Genomic DNA, 20,549 nt, shown 5'->3' on the forward strand with positions numbered 1-20,549 from the left:
CGCGCAGGCTCTTACGGTCAAGTGACGCGAAATCACACAAGCAATAGATGGTTTCGCTAAGGACTTGGTAATGCTAAGCAAGCTTAAGCGGTCGATACTTACTTAGATTTTAACCCTTTTTACGGTGCCCGGTTGAATTACGCTGGCAAATTTGACGCCGCGACGTCTTTGGACGGCCAGGGTTCCAGTTCGCCCGCCTTTGCCGATTCCTTTACCGCCAAGCCCTTCATTGCCAAGGCGCACGGCCATGTGCCTGACGGGGCGTTCGTTGTTCCCGACCCCAATCTGATCTTCAACGGCGAGTTCAAGCGTGCCGGGCTCGACCTCGTGCTGTCCCACGACGGCCACGAATTCGTCGTTCACGATTATTTCAGGGGCGACAAGCGCGCCGCGCTCGCTTCGCCCGACGGCGCCCACCTCAGCGGCGACGTCGTCAACGCCCTCACCGGCCATGTCCAGGTTGCCCAGGCCGCCCCCGGTGCCGGTGCGGGCCAGGTCATCGGTCACGTCACTAAGCTCGTGGGCAGCGCGACCGCGATCCGCAACGGCGTCTCGGTCATCCTGAATAACGGCGACAACGTCGAGAAGGGCGACGTGGTCTCGACCGGCTCCGACTCGACGCTCGGCATCACCTTCATCGACGGCACCGTGTTCGGCCTGTCCTCCAACGCGCGGATGGTGCTGAACGAGATGGTCTACGACCCCAACGGGTCGAACAATTCCTCGCTGCTCAGCCTCGTCGCGGGCACCATCACCTTCGTCGCTGGCGAAACCGCCAAGCGCGGCGACATGAAGGTCGACACGCCGGTCGCCACCATGGGCATCCGCGGCACGGCGGTGCTGACCCAGATCAACTTCGTCGTTCCCGCCGGCGGCGGCGATCCGCAGCCGCAGGCGAGTTTCCAGGTGCTGGTCGAGCCGAACGGCACGACCGGCTCCTACATCCTGTTCGACAAGGTCACGCTGCTGCCGATCGCGACGGTCAACCAGGCCGGCCAGATGATCCAGATCAGCGGCGGCAACGTCTCGATCACCAATGCACTGATGTCGCCGGAGGTGCAGAAGCTGATCACGGACGTGTTCACGCTGAAGTTCACCGACAACAACACCAACACCAAGCTGACCACGAACTACACCGATACGATCACGCCGTTCGGCTATGAGGTGTTGCTCAAATCGTCGTCCGGCCCCACCGCCACCGCGACATTCGTCAATCTCAATCCGCAGACGCAGGAAAGCTCCAACACGCCGACGCCGACGCCCGGCCGCATTCCCAATCAGCCGATCGCGCAAAGCTTCGACCTCGCCGGCAACGTGAAGACGGCGTTCGCGCTGACCGAACGGGCGGACACCACCGGCGATACGCGCGCCGACACGATTTCCGGATTGATCAGATTCCTCGATCAAAACCTCGGCGACCTGCCGACGGTGAGCGTGAGCCTCGCCGAGGCGCCGAACTACGTCTACAAGAATGCCGGCCAGCAGGACGTTACCGGTTCGCTCACCGCGCTGCAGAAGCAGGACATCGCGGCGACGCAGATCCAGATCAGTGTCGTCGCCGACCCCGCCAACAACAACAACGGCTCGGCGGTCTGGACCTATACGATCCCCGACCACGTCTTCGATTTCCTCGCGGCTGGCGAAACCCTGACGCTGACCTACATGGTCCGCGTCGACACCAATTTCGCGGTGAACCCCGAGTCCAAGTTCATCCCGATCACCATCACGATAACGGGAACGAACGACAAGCCGACCGTCGCGACATCGGGCGGCACTGTCATTGAGCAGGTCGGGACCGGCAACGAGGCGCTCGACGTCATTACCGGCACGGTCACCTTCACCGACGTCGATCTGACGGACCGGCCGATCGTCAGCGCCGAACTCTCGTCCACGCAGCCGTTCAAATATCTCGACGCGGAAGGCAACGACATCACCGCGACGTTGACGCCGGCGCAGCTCGCGGCGATCTCTGCTGTCAAGGTGCCCCTGACCGTTGTTCAGGGAGCCGGCAACGGCAACAACGGCACGGCAACTTGGACCTACAGCGTTCCCGACCATCTTTTTGACTTTCTTGCCGAGGACGAGAAGCTTATCCTCAACTACGTGGTGCAGGTCGATGACGGTCACGGCGGTGTCGTCAGCACGCCGCTCACGGTGTCCATCAACGGCGCGGACGTCAATGTCGAGGGCACCAACGACCTGCCGACGATCGTCGAGGACTCGACGACGCCCACCGGAGCGGTGACAGAGGATACGGCGGCAACCCTGACGGCGAACGGCACCATCGCCTTCAACGACCCCGATCTCACGGATACGCACACTGCCAGTTACGTCCTGAAGTCGACGACGTCGAACGCGCATCTGCCCGGCTTCGGCAACGGCACCTCGCATATCGGCACGTTTGCGCTGGGAACGGTGATTCAAAGCCCGGGCGCAAGCTCCCGCGGATCAGTCGGCTGGACCTTCACGATCGACGACAACGATCCGGTGCTGCAGTCGCTGGCCGAGGGCCAGACCATCACCCAAGTCTACACCGTGACCGTCGACGACCATCACGGTGGCACCGTCACCCGGGACGTCACGGTCACCATCACCGGCACCAATGACACGCCGACCATCACGAGTGATGCAGACGCTGCAAAGGGCAGCGTCACCGAGGATGCCTGCGCGACGCTGTCGATCGAGGGCACGCTTGCGATTCAGGATCTCGATCTGATCGACACCCACACCGCGCAGGCCGCATTCAAGTCGGCGACGTCGAACGCGCATCTGCCCGGTTTTGACGGCAGCGCGCCGCTCGGCACGTTCACGATCGATACCGACGTCTCGGAGTTCAGCACCGACACCATTAATGTTGCGACGCTGGGCTGGCACTTCAGCCTCGACAACAACAACGCGGTGCTTCAGTCGCTGGCCAAGGGCCAGACCATCACCCAGGTCTACACTGTCACCTTCACCGACGACCACGGCGCGCAGGTTTCGCAGGACGTGACCGTCACGATCAACGGCGCCAATGACGCGCCGACGATCACCAGCAGCGCCGCGGATGCCGCCGGAGCCGTCACCGAGGATTGCGCGACGCTTTCGATCGAGGACACGCTGGCGATCCAGGATGTCGACCTGATCGACACCCACACCGCGGAAGCCGTGTTCAAGTCGGCGACGTCGAACGCGCATCTCCCGGGCTTCGATGGTAATACGCCGCTCGGCACCTTCACGATCGATTGCGAGGTCGCGGAGTTCAACACCGATACCGACAACAGCGCGACGCTGGGCTGGCACTTCAGCCTCGACAACGACAATGCGGTGCTGCAATCGCTGGCGCATGGCCAGACCATCACCCAAGTCTACACCGTCACCTTTACTGACGATCACGGTGCACAGGTCTCCCAGGACGTCACTGTCACGATCAACGGCGCCAACGACGCGCCGACGATCACGAGCGATCCCGAGGCGGCAACGGGTGCGGTTACCGAGGATGACTGCGCCTCGCTGACGACCAGCGGTACGCTGGCGATCCAGGACGTTGACCTGATCGACACCCATACGGCGCAGGTGCAGTTCAAGTCATCGTCCGTCAGTTCAACTCTGCCGGGATTCGAGGACGACAGCACGAATATCGGCACCTTCTCCATCGGCGCGGTGTCCGAATCCAACGCCGACACCAGCAACGGCGCGACGCTCGACTGGCACTTCACGCTCGACAACAGCGATCCCGTGCTGCAGTCGCTGGCGGAAGGGCAGACCATAACTCAGGTCTACACCGTCACCTTCAAGGACAATCACAACGCGACGGTCACGCAAGACGTCACCGTCACCATCACCGGCACCAACGATGCGCCGACCGTCTCCTATGTGACGTCGGACTACATGAACTTCGACGGTGCGACCATCGCGGTCGGCGACGTACCGACGGTCGCCACCGACGACGTGACGCTGGACGGCTGGGTGAACTGGAACGGAGACGCTGCCTCCGCCAGCCAGGTCTTGTTCTACAATGGCAATACCTCGACCACCGGTTTCGGCCTCATGGGCACCGTCATCAGCGGCAAGCTGGAGATCGCGATTCTCGAGGGCGGCGTCGAGATCCAGGATACCGGCTTCGCGCTTACTGCGGGGCAATGGCATAACCTCGCCTTGACGCGCGACGACGGCATCTTCACGCTTTATGTCGATGGCAACGTCGTCTATTCCCACAGTGGCGGCGTCAACGCGATCGCTGGCGCTCAGGAACCGTCCTACATGATGATCGGAGCGGCGAGCGGCAGGTACGCTCCGGGCTTCGGCACGCAAGGCTTCACCGGCTCGATCGCCGATGTCAGCGTCTGGACCACCGCACTCACGCAGGCGCAAATTCAGTCGTACGACTTCACCGCGCTCACCGGCAACGAGGCCAATCTGGCCGCCTATTATACGCTTGGCGACGGCAGCGGGAGCACGGCCTCCAATACGGTCAACCCCACCAAGAGCCTCGCCATTGAAGGTGATGCGGATTGGGCCAGCGGGACCTCCGGGCCGGGCGGCGCATTTGCCGATCTGATGGAGACCAATGGCGGCCAGCTTTCGCATGGCGTGCTGGCGGTCTCCGACGTCGACGCGACCGATCACGTCACGGTATCGGTCGATGCAGTGCAGGTTAAGCTCGACAACGTGTTGCAAACGGGCAGCGTCGGCGGGCTGTCGCATGCCGATCTCCTGAACTATCTGACCGTGCCGTCCGGCGACATTCTCAACGGCACGGCGACCCACGCCCAGTTTACCTGGCAGTTCAACTCGGCCGGCCAGGCCTTCGACTTCCTCGCCGCTGGTCAGACGCTATCGCTGCAATACACCATCGTTCCGTCGGATGCTCAGGGCTTTGGAACTAGCGCGGTCGTGACCATCAACGTCACCGGCACGAACGACGCACCGACGCTGTCCGATCTCCACATCGGCCCGCTCACGGACACCGCTGACGACGACACCTTCTCCAATCTCACCGGGCAACTGGCCGGGACGGACGCCGACAGCGGTGAGACGGCGACGCTGACCTATGCCGTCCTCAATTCAGATCACCAGGCGGCCACGACGGTCGCGGGACTCTACGGCTCGCTGACGGTCAATTCCAACGGCAGCTACAGCTACGTTCCAAATGATGCTGCGATCAATGCTTTGGCGGACGGCTCGTATGTCGATACGTTCACGCTCCAGACCACGGACATCCATGGTGCGACCAACACGGCAACGCTCAAGGTGAACGTGACCGGTGCGGACGACGGTGCAGGCCCGGTCATCAACACCGAGAGCTTCCAGGTCGAGCACATCATCGAGAACAGCAACGAGATCATCACCGATCTCATGATTACCGACACCGATCCCGGCGCCGCGACGGACACTTTCACGGTCACGCTGTCGACCGCAAATCCGGACGTCAGCCTCGCCAGTGTTTATCCGACGACCGGTACGCTCGAGCAGATCAACACCGCCCTCGCGCAAGGCGCGGGCATCGTCTACGAGCCGACCGGCGCTGATCCCGAGGCGGAGCTGCCCGCCACCGATCAGATCACGCTGACCATTGCCGACTCCGCCGGCCGCTCCGACACTGTGAACTTCATCTTCGTCGAAGGGGCCGAGAGCCAGGGCATGACCCTGCAAGGCACCGCCGGCAAGGACGTCATTTTCGCGACCGAGTCGAGTGATACGCTGATCGGCGGCAGTGCCAAGGATCAGTTCGTATTCGCACCGGCCTCGTCGCAGGATTCGGTTCAGCACACCGTGAATGATTTCGAGTACGGCCTCGACAAGATCGACCTACGGCAGTTCAGCGGCATCGGCTCCTTGAACGACCTTGCCCCGACCGCCGCGCAGGATGGCGGCACGTTGCTTACGCTGGATAGCCACGAGACGATCCTGCTCAAGGGTGTCGCCGTCGCGAATCTCCAGTCCAGCGATTTCATTTTCGGCACTCACGTCGGCTAGTGGAAGCAGGCGGCGCTCCCGGCTTGCACCTCGACCGCGGCAAAAAATCCATAATCCTCGGCACTAAGGGAATAGCCAACCGTCTGCCGACGCTCCATGATCGGTGCGCCCGGCATCGTCCGGGACAGGAAGTCAGACTGGCATGAAACGTCTCAAGATCCTGCGGCGGTGGTTTGCGCGGAAGTTCGGCCTTGCGCGGCTGATCTGCCTTGCGCTGCTGGTCTTGTTCGCGGGCGCGCGCCTGTGGGATCCGCCGCCGATCCAGGAATTGCGGCTGCGCACCTTCGACATGTTTCAATTGATCGATCCGCGCGAGAAGGCGGCGCGGCCGGTCGTCATCGTCGATATCGACGATAAGAGCCTCGCCAGGCTCGGCCAGTGGCCCTGGCCGCGCTCGCGCATCGCCGACATGGTCCAGAACCTGACCAACAACGGCGCGGTGGCGATCGGCTTCGACGTGGTCTTCTCCGAAGCCGACCGGCTCAACCCGGATCAGGTCGCGAGCCAGATGCGCTATCTCGACGACGCGACCCGCGCCAAGCTGCGTGAGCTGCCGAGCAACGATCAGATCCTCGCCGACGCGATCAAGCGCTCGCTCGTCGTGCTGGGCGAGACCGGGCTTCCGGAGGTCTTGTCCGAGCTCGACAAGTCGCTGCCGTTCACGGGGGTGGCCACGGTGGGGGAGGACGGGGCCGAGCGTTTCCTGTTCGAATTCCCCGGCCTGCTCCGCAACGTGCCGGTCATCGAGAGGGCCGCGGCCGGCCGCGGCCTGTTCTCGATCCGGACCGAGCGTGACGGATTGATCCGCCGCGTGCCGATGATCATGCGCGCCCAGGGCAACATCATGCCCTCGCTCAGCCTCGAGATCCTGCGCGTCGTCACGGGCACGCCGACCCTGCTGGTCCGTACCGATAAGACGGGTATCAAGTCGATCCGCCTCAAGGGTTTGGAGGTTCCGACCGACAAGAACGGTCAGCTCTGGGTGCACTATGCCCGCCGGGATCCTTCGATCTACGTCTCCGCGGTCGACGTGCTCGACAATGCGGTGCCGCCCACGAGGTTTGCCGGCAAACTAGTGCTGGTCGGCACTTCCGCGGGCGGCTTGAACGACATCAAGACCACGCCGGTGTCCCGGGCCATGCCGGGTGTCGAGATCCATGCCCAGGTGCTGGAGGGCGTGCTGAGCCGTGCGGTGATCTCGCAGCCGAACTATGCGCTGGGCGTCGAGCTGATCGCGGCGCTGATCATCGGCCTGCTCGTCATCATCTTCACGCCGAATCTCGGCCCCGTCCGCCTAGTGCTGGTGGGCGCGGCCTTCGCGGCCATCCTGATCGGCGTGTCCTGGTTCTCCTACACCCAGCACCGCTATCTCATCGACTTCACCTATCCGCTGCTGTCGACGACCGCAGTCTACCTGACGCTGATCTTTGCGAGCTTCGTGCGCGAGCAGCGCCAGCGCGTGCAGATCCGCGGGCAATTCGCGCAATACATGTCGCCTGTGCTGGTCGAGCAGCTGGCGCAGTCGCCGGAAAAGCTCGTGCTCGGCGGCGAGGAACGCGAGATGACGATCATGTTCTCCGACGTGCGCGGCTTCACCACGATCTCCGAGAGCTACAAGCACGATCCGCAGGGCCTGATCGAGCTGATGAACCGCTTCCTGACGCCGCTGACCGACGTCATCATCGACCGCAAGGGCTATATCGACAAGTATATGGGCGACGCCATCATGGCGTTCTGGAACGCGCCGCTCGACGACGCCGAGCACGAGATCAACGCCTGCGAAGCCGCGATCCAGATGCTCGAGCAGATCGACGAGGTCAACAAGGAGCGCGAGCAGGAGGCCGCCGACGGCGGCCACGTCTATATCCCGCTCAATGTCGGCATCGGTCTCAACACCGGAATCGGCGTGGTCGGCAACATGGGGTCCGACCTGAAGAAGAACTATTCGGTGCTCGGCGACAGCGTGAACCTGGCCTCACGCCTCGAGGGCCAGTCGAAGGCGTACGGATTTCCGATCATCGTGGGCTCGCGCACGGCGCTCGCCGCCAAGGAGAAGTTCGCGATCCTCGAGCTCGACTTCATCATGGTCAAGGGCAAGACCGAGCCGGAAGTGATCTACGCCATCGCCGGCCGCGAGGACGTGATGCATTCGGCCGCGTTCCAGCGGCTGCGCAACATCACCATCGAGATGCTCGGCTGCTACCGCAGCCGCGACTGGCAGGGCGCACTGGATGCGATCGAGCGCGGCCGCAAAAGCGAGGACGCCGACACGCTGGAGAAGCTGTTCAGGCTTTACGAGGCGCGAATCAAGGATTTCCAGATCGATCCGCCGCCGGAGGGCTGGACCGGTGCCTATGCCCTGCTGACCAAATAGGTGTCACGGTCACCGCTCGCGCTGGGTGGGCAGAACAAAGCCTGCCTACCATATGCAGGTGCATCGAGGTAAGTATGGCGGTGGGGACGGCGCTTGGCGCCTCTGCCAACCAGAAGAAAAAGGCGAGCTGAGTGATGGACGCACAAGTGAGACAGAACGACCGCATCGAGGTGCTCGAAGAGCTCCTCAACGAGCGCTACTCCGTTCGCGCATTTCTCCCCAAGGAGGTCGATCGCGCCACCATCGAGCATGTGCTGGCGACCGCGCAGCGCACGGCGTCCTGGTGCAACAGCCAGCCCTGGCAGGTCATCATCGCCAGTGGCGAGGCCAAGGAGCGCTTTCGCAAGGCGATCTACGCGGAGGCCTCGAAGGGCCTCGGCGATGACTACGACTTCACGCCACCGCGCGAATATGTCGGGGTCTATCTCGATCGCCGCCGCGAGAGCGGCTTCCAACTCTACAACACGCTCGGCATCGCCCGCGGCGACAAGGCGGCCTATGCCAAGCAGGCGCTGGAGAACTACAATTTCTTCGGCGCACCGCATGTCGCCGTCATCCACACCAACGAGCCGCTCGGTATCTACGGTGCGATCGATTGCGGCGCCTATGTCTCCAACTTCATGCTGGCGGCGCAGGCGCTCGGGCTCGGCACTATTCCGCAGGCCGCGCTGGCGCGGCATTCCGGCCTGATCCGCCGCCACTTCGATCTGCCCGATGACCGCCGCGTCGTCTGCGGTATCTCGTTCGGCTATGCGGACCATGCGCACCAGGTCAACAGCTACCGCACTTCGCGGGCGAGCGTGGCCGAGACCGCAACCTTCGTGGATGTGTAATCGCGGCGTGAGCCGGACGCATCGGCGTCAGACGCGCGCGAAGACAGCCGTGGAAGCGGCCGTCTTCGTCTCGTTCCGGTGCGATTGACGGCGGCGGTCAGCCGCCGCTGCCGCCGATCACGGCCCGCACGGTCTCGTCAGGCCCAAAATCCTCGGCGCCGTCGACATAGAGCAGCGCGGCGAGCTTCGAGCGGGCGCGGTTCACGCGGCTCTTGATGGTGCCGACTGCGCAGCCGCAGATCGAGGCGGCGTCCTCATAGGAGAAGCCGGACGCGCCGACCAGGATCAAGGCTTCACGCTGATCCTGCGGAAGCTTGTCGAGCGCGGTGCGAAACTCCTCGAATTCGAGGTGCGCATTCTGCGAGGGCTGGGTCTTCAGCGTCTTGGCGTAATTGCCCTCGGCATCCTCGACCTCGCGCCGCCGCTTGCGATAGTCGGACCGGAACAGGTTGCGCAGGATCGTGAAAAGCCAGGCCGGCAGGTTGGAGCCGGGCTGGAACGAGTCGATGTTGGCGAGCGCACGCAGCAGCGTCTCCTGGACCAAATCGTCGGCGCGGTCCGCATTGCCGCTGAGCGAGATGGCGAAGGCGCGCAGACTAGGCACGGCCGCCAAGATGTCGTTACGCAGGGAGTCCGTGAGAGGCATCAATCCCTCCCATTGTTGTTGTCGTTGGATCCGCCCTCATTTTCCACGTGGGGTGACGCTCCCGGCGCATCAAGCTTCTTGATCAGTTCTGCGAACCGATCCGGAACCCCCTGTCGCACGACATCGTCGTACATGGCGCGCAACTGGTGCCCGATCCGGGATTGAATCTCCGGAGTCAGGCCTCCCTTGCCGGGGGTCGTGCTTCTGCTGGCTTGAGACTTGAGATCTTTCATGACCTGTTCCACGTTTCCCCGAGTTAAGTGACTGTAAAATCGAGAAGTTTTCTCAACCGGGAGCCGTTCCCTGGATAGGCACAATTCCAGCTGCGCCAAAAAGTTCCCAGCTCGGCGGAACTTTTGTTGTCGTGAGGCGTAGACAGCCCAGCAGGGGAACCTGGGCCCCCCGCGTGATGCCTGACCTCAGGATTGGACCTCAAGGTTGGCCCGAAGACGAATGGAGTGGGGATGTCCCGTTCACAGGTAGTTGCTGAACACTTGCCGTTGTTGCGCCGGTACGCGCGGGCTCTGACAGGCAGCCAGGCCTCCGGTGACGCCTATGTCGCCGCGATGTTGGAAGCCATGCTGGGCGATCCGTCGGTGCTCGACGAGAACCATGGGCCCCGGGCCGGCCTGTTCCGGCTCTTCACCCAGATCTGGAATTCAGTCTCGATCAACGACGATGCCGAGGTGACGACCCTGCCGATGCCGCCGGAACGGCGGCTGTCGAACATCACCCCGCTGCCGCGCCAGGCCTTCCTGCTGCTATCGCTCGAGGGCTTTTCGGAAGAGGAAGTCGCCTTCATTCTCGGCACCGACGTCGCCGAGACGCGCCGTCTTGCGGACGCAGCCGGACGCGAGATGGCCGCCGAGATCGCCACCGACGTGCTGATCATCGAGGACGAGACCTTCATCGCCATGGACCTCGAGAGCCTGGTGAAGAATCTCGGCCACAACGTCGTCGGCGTCGCGCGCACCCATGCCGATGCGGTCGCGCTGGCCAAGAACAAGCGGCCCGGCCTGATCCTTGCCGATATCCAGCTTGCCGACGGCTCGTCGGGCCTGGACGCCGTCAACGAGCTCCTGCGTACCTTCGAGGTGCCGGTGGTGTTCATCACGGCCTATCCGGAGCGCTTCCTCACCGGCGAGCGTCCCGAGCCGGCGTTCCTGATCTCAAAGCCGTTCCAGCCCGCGATGGTATCGGCGGTGGCGAGCCAGGCCCTGTTCTTCCAGCGCAACTCGCGCAATCGCACGCCGAAGGCGCCGGCGGCGTAAGAAAAGGCCTATCGAACACAAGGGCGGCGCGTCGCAAGGCGCGCCGCCCTCATATGTGCCGACGGAGCGTCATCCTGCTCTGCCTCAGCAACCGCGGCAGATGCTGCGAAGCATCGCGTTCAGCTTTGTATCATCCGTTCCAGGAGATTTCGCATTCAGCTTGGCCTGGCCCTCGATCCAGGATTGAAGCAATTTCTCGCCTTCCGGCGACGGCGCCAGGTTGGGCTCCGTCCCATCGTAAGCTATGAGGACGGTTAATCTCTGCAGGTCGTCCTTTGCCTCGGCGGGCGGCTTCGGGAACGGCACGGATCGCTCGACCATTGCCAACGTCGCAGCATCCAGCGGCGCGAAGCCCGTGCTTTCCACTAAAGCGCTTGAGATTAATTTGCCCGAGCGATCGACCACGAATGTAACGCCGGCATCAGCCCTTCGCCCAATCGCCTGCGGAGGAAATCCCCTGTTGCGCCAGACATGCTCGGTGATTGCCTTGCGCCAAGCGGCCATGGCCTCGGACTCTGCGAGGCCGGAAGCCGGTGTGCTCAGCACCAGACCGTTGGGCGGCACCTGAAACTGACGGCCCTTGAAGACAATCGGGATCAAGAAATGGAAAGTCTCTTCCTTCAGCTCCGAAGGTGGTTCGGGAAACGGTTGGGCGCGGGCGACGATCTCCAGCGCAGCATCGTCGAGCAGTCGCGAGCCGCTGCTCGCAGCCAGTCCCCGCGAGACCAATTTGCCGGACCGGTCGACGACGAAGCCCACCTTGGCCTCACCGGTTTGCCCCAGTGCCTGGGCTGGAAATAGTCTGCTCTTGGCGATATGCGCCGAAAGCCTTGCCTTCCAGGCCTGGGCACTTTCGCTCTGCTTTTCAGTCTGTGCGTGCGCCGGGAAAGCCGCAAGGAATCCGAGAAATGCGGCCAGCAAGGGAATTTTCATCTGCATGATCCCGGATACTAATCGCCGGCTGGTTGATTGCAAGGCTCGTTGCTCGCATCGCATTCACCCGGGTTAGGGTGGTGAACGACCGCGCCCGGCCGCTTGACGCCGTCCAAATTGCCCCGTTGATACGTCGGGCCGATGACGTCCATCGCAGCCTCAGGCCGCCGGGAGAATACGGACCATGGACCAGCAACTCCTCGATCGTCTTGCCATCCGCGACCTCATCGAGAACTGGGCGGTGTGGCGCGATGCCGGCGACTGGGAGCGCTTTGCCACGGTCTGGCACGAAGAAGGCTGGATGTCCGCGACCTGGTTTCAGGGGCCGGCGCGGGACTTCATGCGCGTCAGCCAGGAGGGTTTTGCCAGGGGCGTGCGCATCCTGCATTTCCTCGGCGGCACCAGCATCGACCTTGCGGGTGCGCGCGCGATCGCGCAGACCAAGATGACCATCTCGCAGCGCGGCCTCGTGCACGACGTGCTCTGCGACGTCGTCTGCACCGGACGCTTCTACGATTTCCTGGAGAAGCGGGACGACCCATCAGGTATCGGCAAATGGGGCATTGTCCGCCGCCAGCCGATCTACGAGAAGGATCGGATCGACCCGGTCGATCCCGCCGCGACGCTTCGGCTCGACCAGGAAGCGCTGGCTGCGCTCCCCGAGGGCTACCGCCACCTCGCCTACATGCAGGAGCTGATCGGCTACAAGGTCAAGCGCGACATGCCGGGCCTGATCGGGCCCGAGGTCGAGAAGCTCTATGGCGAGGGCCGGGAGTGGCTGGCAGGAAAGGCGAAGCAGACCGCGGACAGGCGTGGAGATGAGAGCTGCTGTCCCATTTGAGCTATTGGGTCGCGCGAGCTTTTTCGGCGCGGCCGTCCAGCCGTCGTCCCACAAATGCCCGTTGTCGGACCTTGTCATCTCGTCGGTTGCGGAGTGACGCCATGGCAAACGCAGCAGAGGCAGTACTTGGTCTTTCATCAAGACCAACTACGTAGAGCGACGATCAACGACTAACAACCTGTAAAAGATGGAGCCTACATGAAGAGCCCCGGACTTGCAGCCCGGGTCTTTGCGGTCGCATTGGCCCTCGCTGTCGGCACTGCCGAAGCACGGCCGCTCAATCAGGTGCTCGGCACTTGGCGCATGGTTTCAGCTCAACTCGATCCGGATGGCCGGAATGTCCCGGCCTACGGGCAGAAGCCAAACAGCCTTTTGGTCTTCACCGAAGACATGCACTTTATCGAGGTTCTGACCGACGCCTCCATTCCGAAATTCGCTTCCAACGAGCGAGGTGCCGGCACCGACGAAGAGAACCGGGCTGCGATGGCGGGCAGCATCGCGTTCTTCGGCACTTACACCGTCGATGAGAATGGCGTCTTCAGCGGCAATCGCGTTGAAGGCTCGACCTTCCCAAACTGGGTCGGTAGCGAGCGCACGCGACAGGATCTGAACTTCGATGTAATCGGGGACCGCATGATCGAGAACTTTCAGCGGCCGGAGGGCACCAAGGTCGTCATCATCTGGGAGCGGGTGCGCTAGCGCGTCCCCCAGGCAGACCCGTCCGAATGGAGGCTGGAGGCGCAGACCGAAGCTCTCCGGCACCACGTGCGCGACGTAGTGCCTTACAGCAGCCTTGAGCAAGACGAGAGATGGAGGTGACCTGTCGGATAATCACGCGCGCGTTACTGACTGCCGCGTGGCCTGCGTCAAAATAATGCACCCAGTGCAGTTTTATTGACACAAAGAACGCGGACTGTTACCGAATTGGCTTCGGCACAGTGCTGTAGATGCCGAGTGCGGGGACGTAGCAGGAGTAATGGTCATGAGAAGCTGGCTCGCTGCTATGGCATTGGCATGTGCCGTCGGGATGGCGCTGCCTGAAGGTGCGAACGCACAGAATGCTCAGGTGCAACAAGAGCATGCGGCCTTTCGTGCGGTCGACTTCGATTGGATAGATACGTCTCGAGGTCGCGAAGTTCCTGCTCGCTTGTATTGGCCCACTGAGGCATCGCCGGGACGGGTGCCACTGATCATCTTCTCGCACGGCATGGGCGGTTCGCGAAACGGCTACACCTACCTCGCCGCCCGGTGGGCCGCCCACGGCATCGCGAGTTTGCATGTCCAGCATATCGGGAGCGATTCCTCTCTCTGGCGTGGAAATCCCTTCGAGCTCGTGGGGCGGCTGCAAGCGGCGACCCGGGATGATGAGGCCGCCGCACGTGTCGGAGATATCCGTTTTGCGCTCGACCAAATGCTATTGTTTGCAACCGGTCCGTACGCCCGATTCATCGATATGCGACGCATCGCCGTGGCCGGCCATTCCTATGGCGCGAACACTGCATTGTTGACGGTGGGTGCGCGGGTCGTTCGGGATGGTCGTTGGCTCGATTTCCGCGACCGGCGCTTCAAGGCGGCGATCGTGATTTCCGCCCCACCTTTCTACGGCGAGAAAGACTTGCCGAGCGTGCTCGCCAACATCGCCGTGCCGACGCTTCACGTGACGGCGACGCAGGACGTCATCAAAATTCCCGGATTCTACTCGGCTGCGCGCGATCGGGTCGCAATATTCGAGGCGATCGCCAATCGGCGCAAGCTCCTGGTCATGTTCCAAGGGGGATCCCATAGCATATTCACGGACCGCGCTCTGACCGGAGGACCAGGACTGAATCCGAAGGTCAAGGAAGCCACCGGAGATCTAACGCTTGCATTCCTGGACTATGCGTTTGCCGGGGATTCCAAAGCTTTGGCGCAATGGAGCTTCGACTGGCAGGACATTCTCGCGCAGCCCACAATGGCGAACGCGATCCCGATCTCAGGTGCGACCGCACAGTCGGATCGACAAGGCCATATCCGTGTGACCTCGGCCGAAAAGGGCCGTGCGACAACCAGTGAGCAACAGAAAAATTATCCTCTCCTTGCGGCCGGCGCACGTCAGGCGACCGCAGAAATCGACGGGCCGGCATCTGCATTGCGTCGCTGAAGTCCGATGCAGCGTTTCCCGCTCATAGCGGTCTTGTGTCTGCTGACCGCCGGGTGCGCGACTGCGCCGCTGAACAGGGCGGGATCGTTGACCAGTTATGATGGTCTGGCGCCGTCAGACGGTATTTTGACGAAGTCGATCGTTCGTGTCGACAAGGAAGACGTTCTCGGCGCCAAGACCGTCCGGCTGGTAGAAACTCGATTTTCGACCAAAGCGGCTGCAGAGGTCTCCTTCTCGCCGGAGCAGCGCAAGATCATCGGCAACGCCATCGACCGTGCTCTGTGCTTCGGACTGAGCGAGCGGTTCGACATTGTCGGCCCAGCGGATCAAGCCGACCTGACCGTTCAAGCCGTCGTCACACATGCGGCGGCGACCGATCCTGCGGCGGCAGGCGCGTCCGGTGTCGCGCGGGTCGCAAAGTCTGTACTCCTGCCTGGCGTGCCGGTACCCGTTCCGCGCATCCCGTTGGGACTTGGCAGCCTTTCGGTCGAAGGTGAGGCGAGGGACAGAAGAGGGAAGCAGAAGGCGGCTATGGTGTGGGGCCGCGGGGCGAATTCTTTCACGAGCTCGCCGCGCGTATCGCCGGACGGCGATGCATACGACCTCTCGACCGCCTTTGCCGCCGACTTCAGCAGGTTGCTGGTCACGGGCAGTACCCCATTCGGGGCGGCTCCATCGCTGCCGTCGCTGGACAGCTTGCACGTTCTGCTGGGTGGTGCGCCGAAGCAATCCGCGTGCGAAGCGTTCGGACGAGCTCCCGGAATTGCGGGGTTCATCGGCCAAGGACTTGGAGCTCCCCCAAGTTGGACCGACAAGGGCGCGGCGCCTCCATCGCCTCCGGCGGCCGCGCCACCAGTCAGCGAGCCTTCACCCGCGACATGAGATCGACGAAGCGGCGGATCGCCGACATGCGCGATGTTGACGCGCATACCGGGCCACCGGCGAGCGTCGGGTATGAAGGTCGATCCAGGCGCAAGCAGTTGCCGCCTGAGTCCGCACCTCAGTTGCAACCTGACCGTGGCGTCCCGATGTGGCGATGTCCGCGGGCCATGCACCCCCATCTATCCGGGCCATTCACGAAAATTTTGGAACGGACGCGGCAGCCGCTTCCTGGATCGTGCGCCACACCGCCTCGATGTCGCTCGCCTCGGTGGATATCGTGCCGATCGAGACACGAACCATCCAGTGCCCGGCCGCGGTAGCGGGCGTGACATAGGCTTGGCCCGAGGCGTTCACCGCATGCGCCCATGCGCGCGTGAAGTCATCGAGACGTTGGGAAGGCACCGACATCGGGCGGTTCACAATACATACGGTCTGCAGCACGACGGGTGCGACGACGTCCCAACCCGGTGTTGCTTCGACTTTGGACCGAAGATCTTGGGCCAGGCTAATGTCTCGCCGCAACCTCGCCTGCAACCCGGAAACGCCCTGTTCCCGGATGGCGAACCATAGTTTCAACGCCCTGAATCTCCGTCCGAGCGGAATTCCGGTGTTACGCAGATTGCGCACCTTCCCGTCGGCCTGAGATTGGAGGAAGCTCGGATCGGCAGACATCACCCTGAGAAGGTGAGGCTCGTCCCGAACGAAATAGAGCGAACAATCGAACGGGACGCCGAGCCATTTGTGCGCATTGATAACGACACTGTCTGCGTCCTCGATGCCTTCCCACATCCACCGTAGCTCGGGTAAGATCATCGCATTCCCGGCCATGGCAGCGTCGATGTGAAGCCACAAACCATGCCTCCGCGCTATGGCAGCGATCTCGGAGAGCGGATCGATGGACACGGTCGCGGTCCCGCCCACTGCCGCGACGATCGCGCATGGCTTGAACCCGGCGTGAATATCCGCAAGGATTGAATCTTCGAGCGCCCCGGGACGCATTGCGAAATTGGCGTCGATATCGACCATGCGGACATTCTCACGGCCGAAGCCCGCTAGCAGCGCCGCCTTTTCGACGGAAGAATGAGCGCTTGCCGATGTGTAGATCGTCAACGGCTTGAGTTCTGCTTGCAGACCCTGGCGAACGAGCGAGAAGCCCGTCGTCTTCTCCCGGGCGCATAGCAGAGCAACCAAGGTGCTTGTCGACGCAGTGTCGTTGATCACGCCGAACCAGGCGGAAGACAAGCCAACCATCTGCCTGAACCAGTCGACCGTGACCTCCTCGATCTCCGTCACTGCGGGCGATGACTGCCAGGACAGGCCCAGCACCCCAAGTCCGCTGCTTACCAGGTCACCAAGGATGCCGGAGCCAAGTGAATTGGAGGGAAAGTAGCCGAAGAACCGCGGGTGTTGCCAATGCGAGATGTTGGGGAGAACCACTGAATCAAGATCAGCGATGATCTCATCGAACCCCTCAGCTTCTACCGGCGGGGAGGCTGGAAGCATCGCTTTCACGTCACCCGGCTGTGTCGCAGGTTGGACCGGATAGTCGGACATCTTGGCATGGTAGTCGGCCAGCCAGTCGATGATCTCATGGCCTCGTTTTCGGAATTCCTCGGGCGTCATTTAGGCCTCTTTGGTTGCTCGCTTCCGGATTGGCCGGGTGTTCAAAGCTATGGCAGAACGTATCTCGGATGGCTCCGCATATTGCAGTGATGGGATCTGCCAGCGCGATGGCCTGAGGCGTCGAACCCGGGATGCCGCTGACGTGGCCAGCGTGCGAATCCTCGCCATCGTCCCGGTACGAAGCACGCCGAATGCGGGGAATAAGGCGAACAGCAAAGTAAGACCGATCCACCTCATCAGTCGACCCGAGAGGAACGCTTGTATCGTGGGGGTCACCTCTTCTTGCAAGAAATCCACCGTCGCAACCAATATTGGCTTCGCGCCGGGGCAAACGAGGCTGCCTGAGACGATGCCGGCCAGATCGATATAGGGGTGGAATGAGATCACGTACAGGAGAGCAGCGATCCCGACATTCGTGAGAACTGGAGATCGGAGTGCCTTCACAACGCGTCTGGCGAAACGAGAGGAAATTGGAGCAACGTGGGTTTCTTCGTGTTTCGCGGGATCCGCCGGTCGAATGGACTTCAACGCCTCGGCCGGCCGGTAGGAGCTCCGGGATCGATCGAGCCGCGCGCGCGTTCGGTGCTGAACAATCGTTTCCAGTCTTACGGGCACCTCGGCCGACCACACCCGCGCACGTGGCCGAAGGTGGTCGGAGCCGCTGTGATGGATCGCGCGCCTGCCGCCGGCAAACGGCCGCTTGGCATCTCGCTCCCGTTCCCCTTGCGGAGCTGCAATATCCGTCCCATCCGGCGTGTCACATGTCATTCGATGACTCCTTGCTCGTCGACGACGGTCGGGATGCCTCGAGAGCGGTCATTTCAGAAATCTCGCACCAAACGTAAACTTATATTGCACTTGGTGTAATATTATTTGGGCGATTTCGTGGCCCGGCCCAGTCGTCGGCCAGCATGCCGATTGGTGCTGGCAACAAGTCGATTGCTGCGCTTATTTTCTGCTCAAGATCGCCGAAGCGAAGCAGCGATCCGCCGGTTTGCAAACAACGGGACGATGCCGGTGGCGGCGCTGGCGACCGGGACAATCAGCATTCCAATTGCGAGCCCGTTCGATATCTGCGCATTCGTCGCGGCGTCGCTGATCGAGCCGACGAGCAGTGGCCCGAGTGCCGGGCCGAAAAGGCCCGAGCCGATCAGAACGAGGCTCGCCTCTTTGCGAGGAGGAGACGCTCCACCATGGCTCGATGGAGAAGCAGCCCGGCGACCCTAGCGTCTCCCGGGCCATTCCTTCAGCTCAAAGAACGCTCTGCAAATTCGCGAATGACTCGCGGAGATAAGCTGCCGGCGGTCGCCTGCCGTTGTCGTTGCTCCAGGATTCGATCGCCAATCGAAGCGCTCCGACGGAGACCATGGCGACGTATCGAAGGGATTTCCGTCGCTTGGCCTGGGGCCATTTCACGCAAAGGGCTTCGAATATCGCCTGTTCCTGAGCGATATACTTCGCGTGGCTCGCGGAAATCAGCGCCGGGCTCGAGCGGATGACCCGATCGAGGGCGAGACTCTGCTGCGAATTGTAGTTGCCGGTCAATTTCAGCAAAGCGTTCTTGACGGTGTCGATGGGAGATTGATCCGAAGGCTCGGCGATCACGGCAGCTCTAATGAGCTGCGTGAAGTGGCTTTGCCACGCAAGCAAGATTTCTTCCTTCGACTTGAAGTAATAAAAGAACGTCCGCCGCGAAATGCCTGCCGCCTCCGCGATCGCCTCGAGGGTCGTCTCTTCATAGCCATTCGCCATGAACAGCTTGAGGCCTGCTTCCGCGATCCGAGCCAGCGTCTCACGCCGTTTGCGCTCGCGAAGACCCTCCTCCGCAACTTTGTCGTCCGCTGTCACTTTTGCCGGCAAGGATAGCCCCATTCAAAAAATCGCACCCAGTGCAATATATTACACGCTGCGCAAACAATGTGCAAGAAAAAATCGATGTGCCTGCCGTGACTTAGGCTGCCTTTACCATGCGATCGCGGCTCTCAACTGGTCGCCGCGTCCGCGGCCAGAGGTCGCGCAGCCCGCGTCCGCAATGGTCTTGTAATATCGCACGCAGTGCAATAAAAGCTACACCTGGTGTAATAGGCGCCGCGTGCCAAGCTTAGTGAACGTGCAGAGAAGCCATGCCGGATTGGTCCATCAAAGATATTCCCTCTCAGTTGGGGCGGTCAGCCGTCATCACCGGAACTGGGGGAATTGGCTTTGAAGACGCGTTGGCATTGGCGCGTGCCCGCTGTGAGATCATCATCGCAGGCCGTAGCCTGGAGAAGGGTTCGAGCGCCATTGCGCGAATCCGAGCCGCCTTTCCCGACGCCAAGATCCGCTTTGAAGAGCTCGACCTCGCGAGCCTGAAGTCGGTGAAGGATTTTGGCTGTCGGATGCGAGCCCAACGGTCGAGCCTCGACATGCTCATCAACAACGCCGCCGTCATGGCGCCACCTCTGCGGAAGGCGACGAGAGACGGCTTCGAGCTACAGTTCGGGACCAACTATCTTGGCCACTTTGCGCTGACGGCGCAGCTCCTTCCGTTGTTGCGCAACGGCAAGGAGCCGCGCGTCGTCAACCTTTCGAGCCTGGCCGCCCGGAGCGGCGTCATCGACTTCGACGATCTTCAGGCGGAGCGCGAGTACAGACCCATGCGGGTTTACAGTCAATCAAAGCTCGCGTGCCTCATGTTCGCGTTCGCGCTTCAGACCAGAAGCGATGTCTCTGGATGGGGAATCAGGAGCATCGCCGCGCACCCCGGCATCGCCCGCACCGAGTTGATTCCAAACGGCGCCGGACCTCGCAGTTTGCAGGGCCTCGCTCGATCCTTCCTCTGGTTCCTATTTCAATCGCCAGCTCAAGGGGCGCTGCCGACGCTGTTCGCGGCGACGTCTCCGCTCGCCGAACCTGGAGGCTATTTCGGTCCGGATAGACTGGGCGAGACGCGCGGCGTGCCGGCAGCCGCACGAGTGCCTCGGCAAGCCAAAGACGCGGCCGCGTCCGCGCGGCTCTGGGAGGTTTCCGAAAAGCTCACAGGCGTTCGATTTTCATGAGCTGTTCGGC

Annotated in this window: 14 protein-coding genes; 9 read left to right on the top strand and 5 right to left on the bottom strand. The window is 62.3% G+C overall.

Annotated elements, in window-relative coordinates:
- Positions 1-132 precede the first annotated feature (132 nt).
- The 3 genes from ACVWYQ_RS27505 (at position 133) to ACVWYQ_RS27515 (ending at position 9,165) form a co-directional block, all read left to right on the top strand.
- The gene (locus tag ACVWYQ_RS27505) at positions 133-5,958 is read left to right on the top strand and encodes a VCBS domain-containing protein (protein ID WP_442869361.1); all 5,826 of its coding nucleotides are present in this window, start codon (positions 133-135) and stop codon (positions 5,956-5,958) included.
- 142 nt (positions 5,959-6,100) lie between these two features.
- Positions 6,101-8,332, top strand: a complete 2,232-nt coding sequence (locus ACVWYQ_RS27510) for a CHASE2 domain-containing protein (protein ID WP_271545790.1) — start codon at positions 6,101-6,103, stop codon at positions 8,330-8,332.
- A 134-nt stretch (positions 8,333-8,466) separates the two neighbouring features.
- Positions 8,467-9,165, top strand: coding sequence for a nitroreductase (locus ACVWYQ_RS27515; RefSeq protein WP_271545789.1), 699 nt, complete (start codon positions 8,467-8,469; stop codon positions 9,163-9,165).
- A 97-nt stretch (positions 9,166-9,262) separates the two neighbouring features.
- On the opposite strand, the gene ACVWYQ_RS27520 is transcribed toward ACVWYQ_RS27515, so the two are convergent.
- Together ACVWYQ_RS27520 and ACVWYQ_RS27525 are read right to left on the bottom strand one after the other, a co-directional pair.
- Positions 9,263-9,811 (bottom strand): sigma-70 family RNA polymerase sigma factor, encoded by a 549-nt coding sequence (locus ACVWYQ_RS27520; protein WP_018316216.1) that lies wholly within the window; start codon positions 9,809-9,811, stop codon positions 9,263-9,265.
- Positions 9,811-10,044, bottom strand: a complete 234-nt coding sequence (locus ACVWYQ_RS27525; RefSeq protein WP_025032292.1) for a NepR family anti-sigma factor — start codon at positions 10,042-10,044, stop codon at positions 9,811-9,813. Before ACVWYQ_RS27525 ends, ACVWYQ_RS27520 begins: the two co-directional genes overlap by 1 nt.
- A gap of 231 nt (positions 10,045-10,275) precedes the next feature.
- Here ACVWYQ_RS27525 and ACVWYQ_RS27530 point away from each other — a divergent pair, with 231 nt between their 5' ends.
- Entirely contained in the window at positions 10,276-11,082 is an 807-nt protein-coding gene (locus tag ACVWYQ_RS27530; RefSeq protein ID WP_035997648.1) for a response regulator, read from the top strand.
- 84 nt (positions 11,083-11,166) lie between these two features.
- On the opposite strand, the gene ACVWYQ_RS27535 is transcribed toward ACVWYQ_RS27530, so the two are convergent.
- Positions 11,167-12,015: a TonB family protein gene (locus ACVWYQ_RS27535; protein ID WP_404545753.1), complete on the bottom strand. Its 849-nt coding sequence runs from the start codon at positions 12,013-12,015 to the stop codon at positions 11,167-11,169.
- A gap of 184 nt (positions 12,016-12,199) precedes the next feature.
- Here ACVWYQ_RS27535 and ACVWYQ_RS27540 point away from each other — a divergent pair, with 184 nt between their 5' ends.
- The 4 genes from ACVWYQ_RS27540 to ACVWYQ_RS27555 all read left to right on the top strand — a co-directional run bounded on the left by ACVWYQ_RS27540 (position 12,200) and on the right by ACVWYQ_RS27555 (position 15,878).
- Positions 12,200-12,856, top strand: a complete 657-nt coding sequence (locus ACVWYQ_RS27540) for a nuclear transport factor 2 family protein (protein WP_404545755.1) — start codon at positions 12,200-12,202, stop codon at positions 12,854-12,856.
- A 240-nt stretch (positions 12,857-13,096) separates the two neighbouring features.
- Entirely contained in the window at positions 13,097-13,555 is a 459-nt protein-coding gene (locus tag ACVWYQ_RS27545; protein ID WP_456726569.1) for a lipocalin-like domain-containing protein, read from the top strand.
- Between the two features lie 283 nt (positions 13,556-13,838).
- Positions 13,839-14,996: an alpha/beta hydrolase family protein gene (locus tag ACVWYQ_RS27550; protein ID WP_404545759.1), complete on the top strand. Its 1,158-nt coding sequence runs from the start codon at positions 13,839-13,841 to the stop codon at positions 14,994-14,996.
- A gap of 87 nt (positions 14,997-15,083) precedes the next feature.
- Entirely contained in the window at positions 15,084-15,878 is a 795-nt protein-coding gene (locus tag ACVWYQ_RS27555; protein WP_404545761.1) for a DUF3313 domain-containing protein, read from the top strand.
- A 192-nt stretch (positions 15,879-16,070) separates the two neighbouring features.
- On the opposite strand, the gene ACVWYQ_RS27560 is transcribed toward ACVWYQ_RS27555, so the two are convergent.
- Positions 16,071-17,501 carry a pyridoxal phosphate-dependent decarboxylase family protein gene (locus ACVWYQ_RS27560; protein WP_404545763.1) on the bottom strand — a complete coding sequence of 477 codons (1,431 nt, stop codon included), beginning with the start codon at positions 17,499-17,501 and terminating at the stop codon, positions 16,071-16,073.
- A gap of 1,251 nt (positions 17,502-18,752) precedes the next feature.
- Entirely contained in the window at positions 18,753-19,361 is a 609-nt protein-coding gene (locus ACVWYQ_RS27565) for a TetR/AcrR family transcriptional regulator (RefSeq protein WP_246732191.1), read from the bottom strand.
- A gap of 263 nt (positions 19,362-19,624) precedes the next feature.
- Here ACVWYQ_RS27565 and ACVWYQ_RS27570 point away from each other — a divergent pair, with 263 nt between their 5' ends.
- Positions 19,625-20,539, top strand: coding sequence for an SDR family oxidoreductase (locus ACVWYQ_RS27570; protein ID WP_404545765.1), 915 nt, complete (start codon positions 19,625-19,627; stop codon positions 20,537-20,539).
- Positions 20,540-20,549: the final 10 nt, after the last annotated feature.

Source organism: Bradyrhizobium sp. USDA 3397 (assembly GCF_054060965.1).

Excerpts from the sequence above, each read along its gene's own strand:
- ACVWYQ_RS27510 (WP_271545790.1), top strand. The coding sequence starts at position 6,101 with ATGAAACGTCTCAAGATCCTGCGGCGGTGGTTTGCGCGGAAGTTCGGC.
- ACVWYQ_RS27515 (WP_271545789.1), top strand. The coding sequence starts at position 8,467 with ATGGACGCACAAGTGAGACAGAACGACCGCATCGAGGTGCTCGAAGAG.
- ACVWYQ_RS27520 (WP_018316216.1), bottom strand. The coding sequence starts at position 9,811 with ATGCCTCTCACGGACTCCCTGCGTAACGACATCTTGGCGGCCGTGCCT.
- ACVWYQ_RS27525 (WP_025032292.1), bottom strand. The coding sequence starts at position 10,044 with ATGAAAGATCTCAAGTCTCAAGCCAGCAGAAGCACGACCCCCGGCAAG.
- ACVWYQ_RS27530 (WP_035997648.1), top strand. The coding sequence starts at position 10,276 with ATGTCCCGTTCACAGGTAGTTGCTGAACACTTGCCGTTGTTGCGCCGG.
- ACVWYQ_RS27535 (WP_404545753.1), bottom strand. The coding sequence starts at position 12,015 with ATGAAAATTCCCTTGCTGGCCGCATTTCTCGGATTCCTTGCGGCTTTC.
- ACVWYQ_RS27540 (WP_404545755.1), top strand. The coding sequence starts at position 12,200 with ATGGACCAGCAACTCCTCGATCGTCTTGCCATCCGCGACCTCATCGAG.
- ACVWYQ_RS27550 (WP_404545759.1), top strand. The coding sequence starts at position 13,839 with ATGAGAAGCTGGCTCGCTGCTATGGCATTGGCATGTGCCGTCGGGATG.
- ACVWYQ_RS27560 (WP_404545763.1), bottom strand. The coding sequence starts at position 17,501 with ATGACGCCCGAGGAATTCCGAAAACGAGGCCATGAGATCATCGACTGG.
- ACVWYQ_RS27570 (WP_404545765.1), top strand. The coding sequence starts at position 19,625 with ATGCCGGATTGGTCCATCAAAGATATTCCCTCTCAGTTGGGGCGGTCA.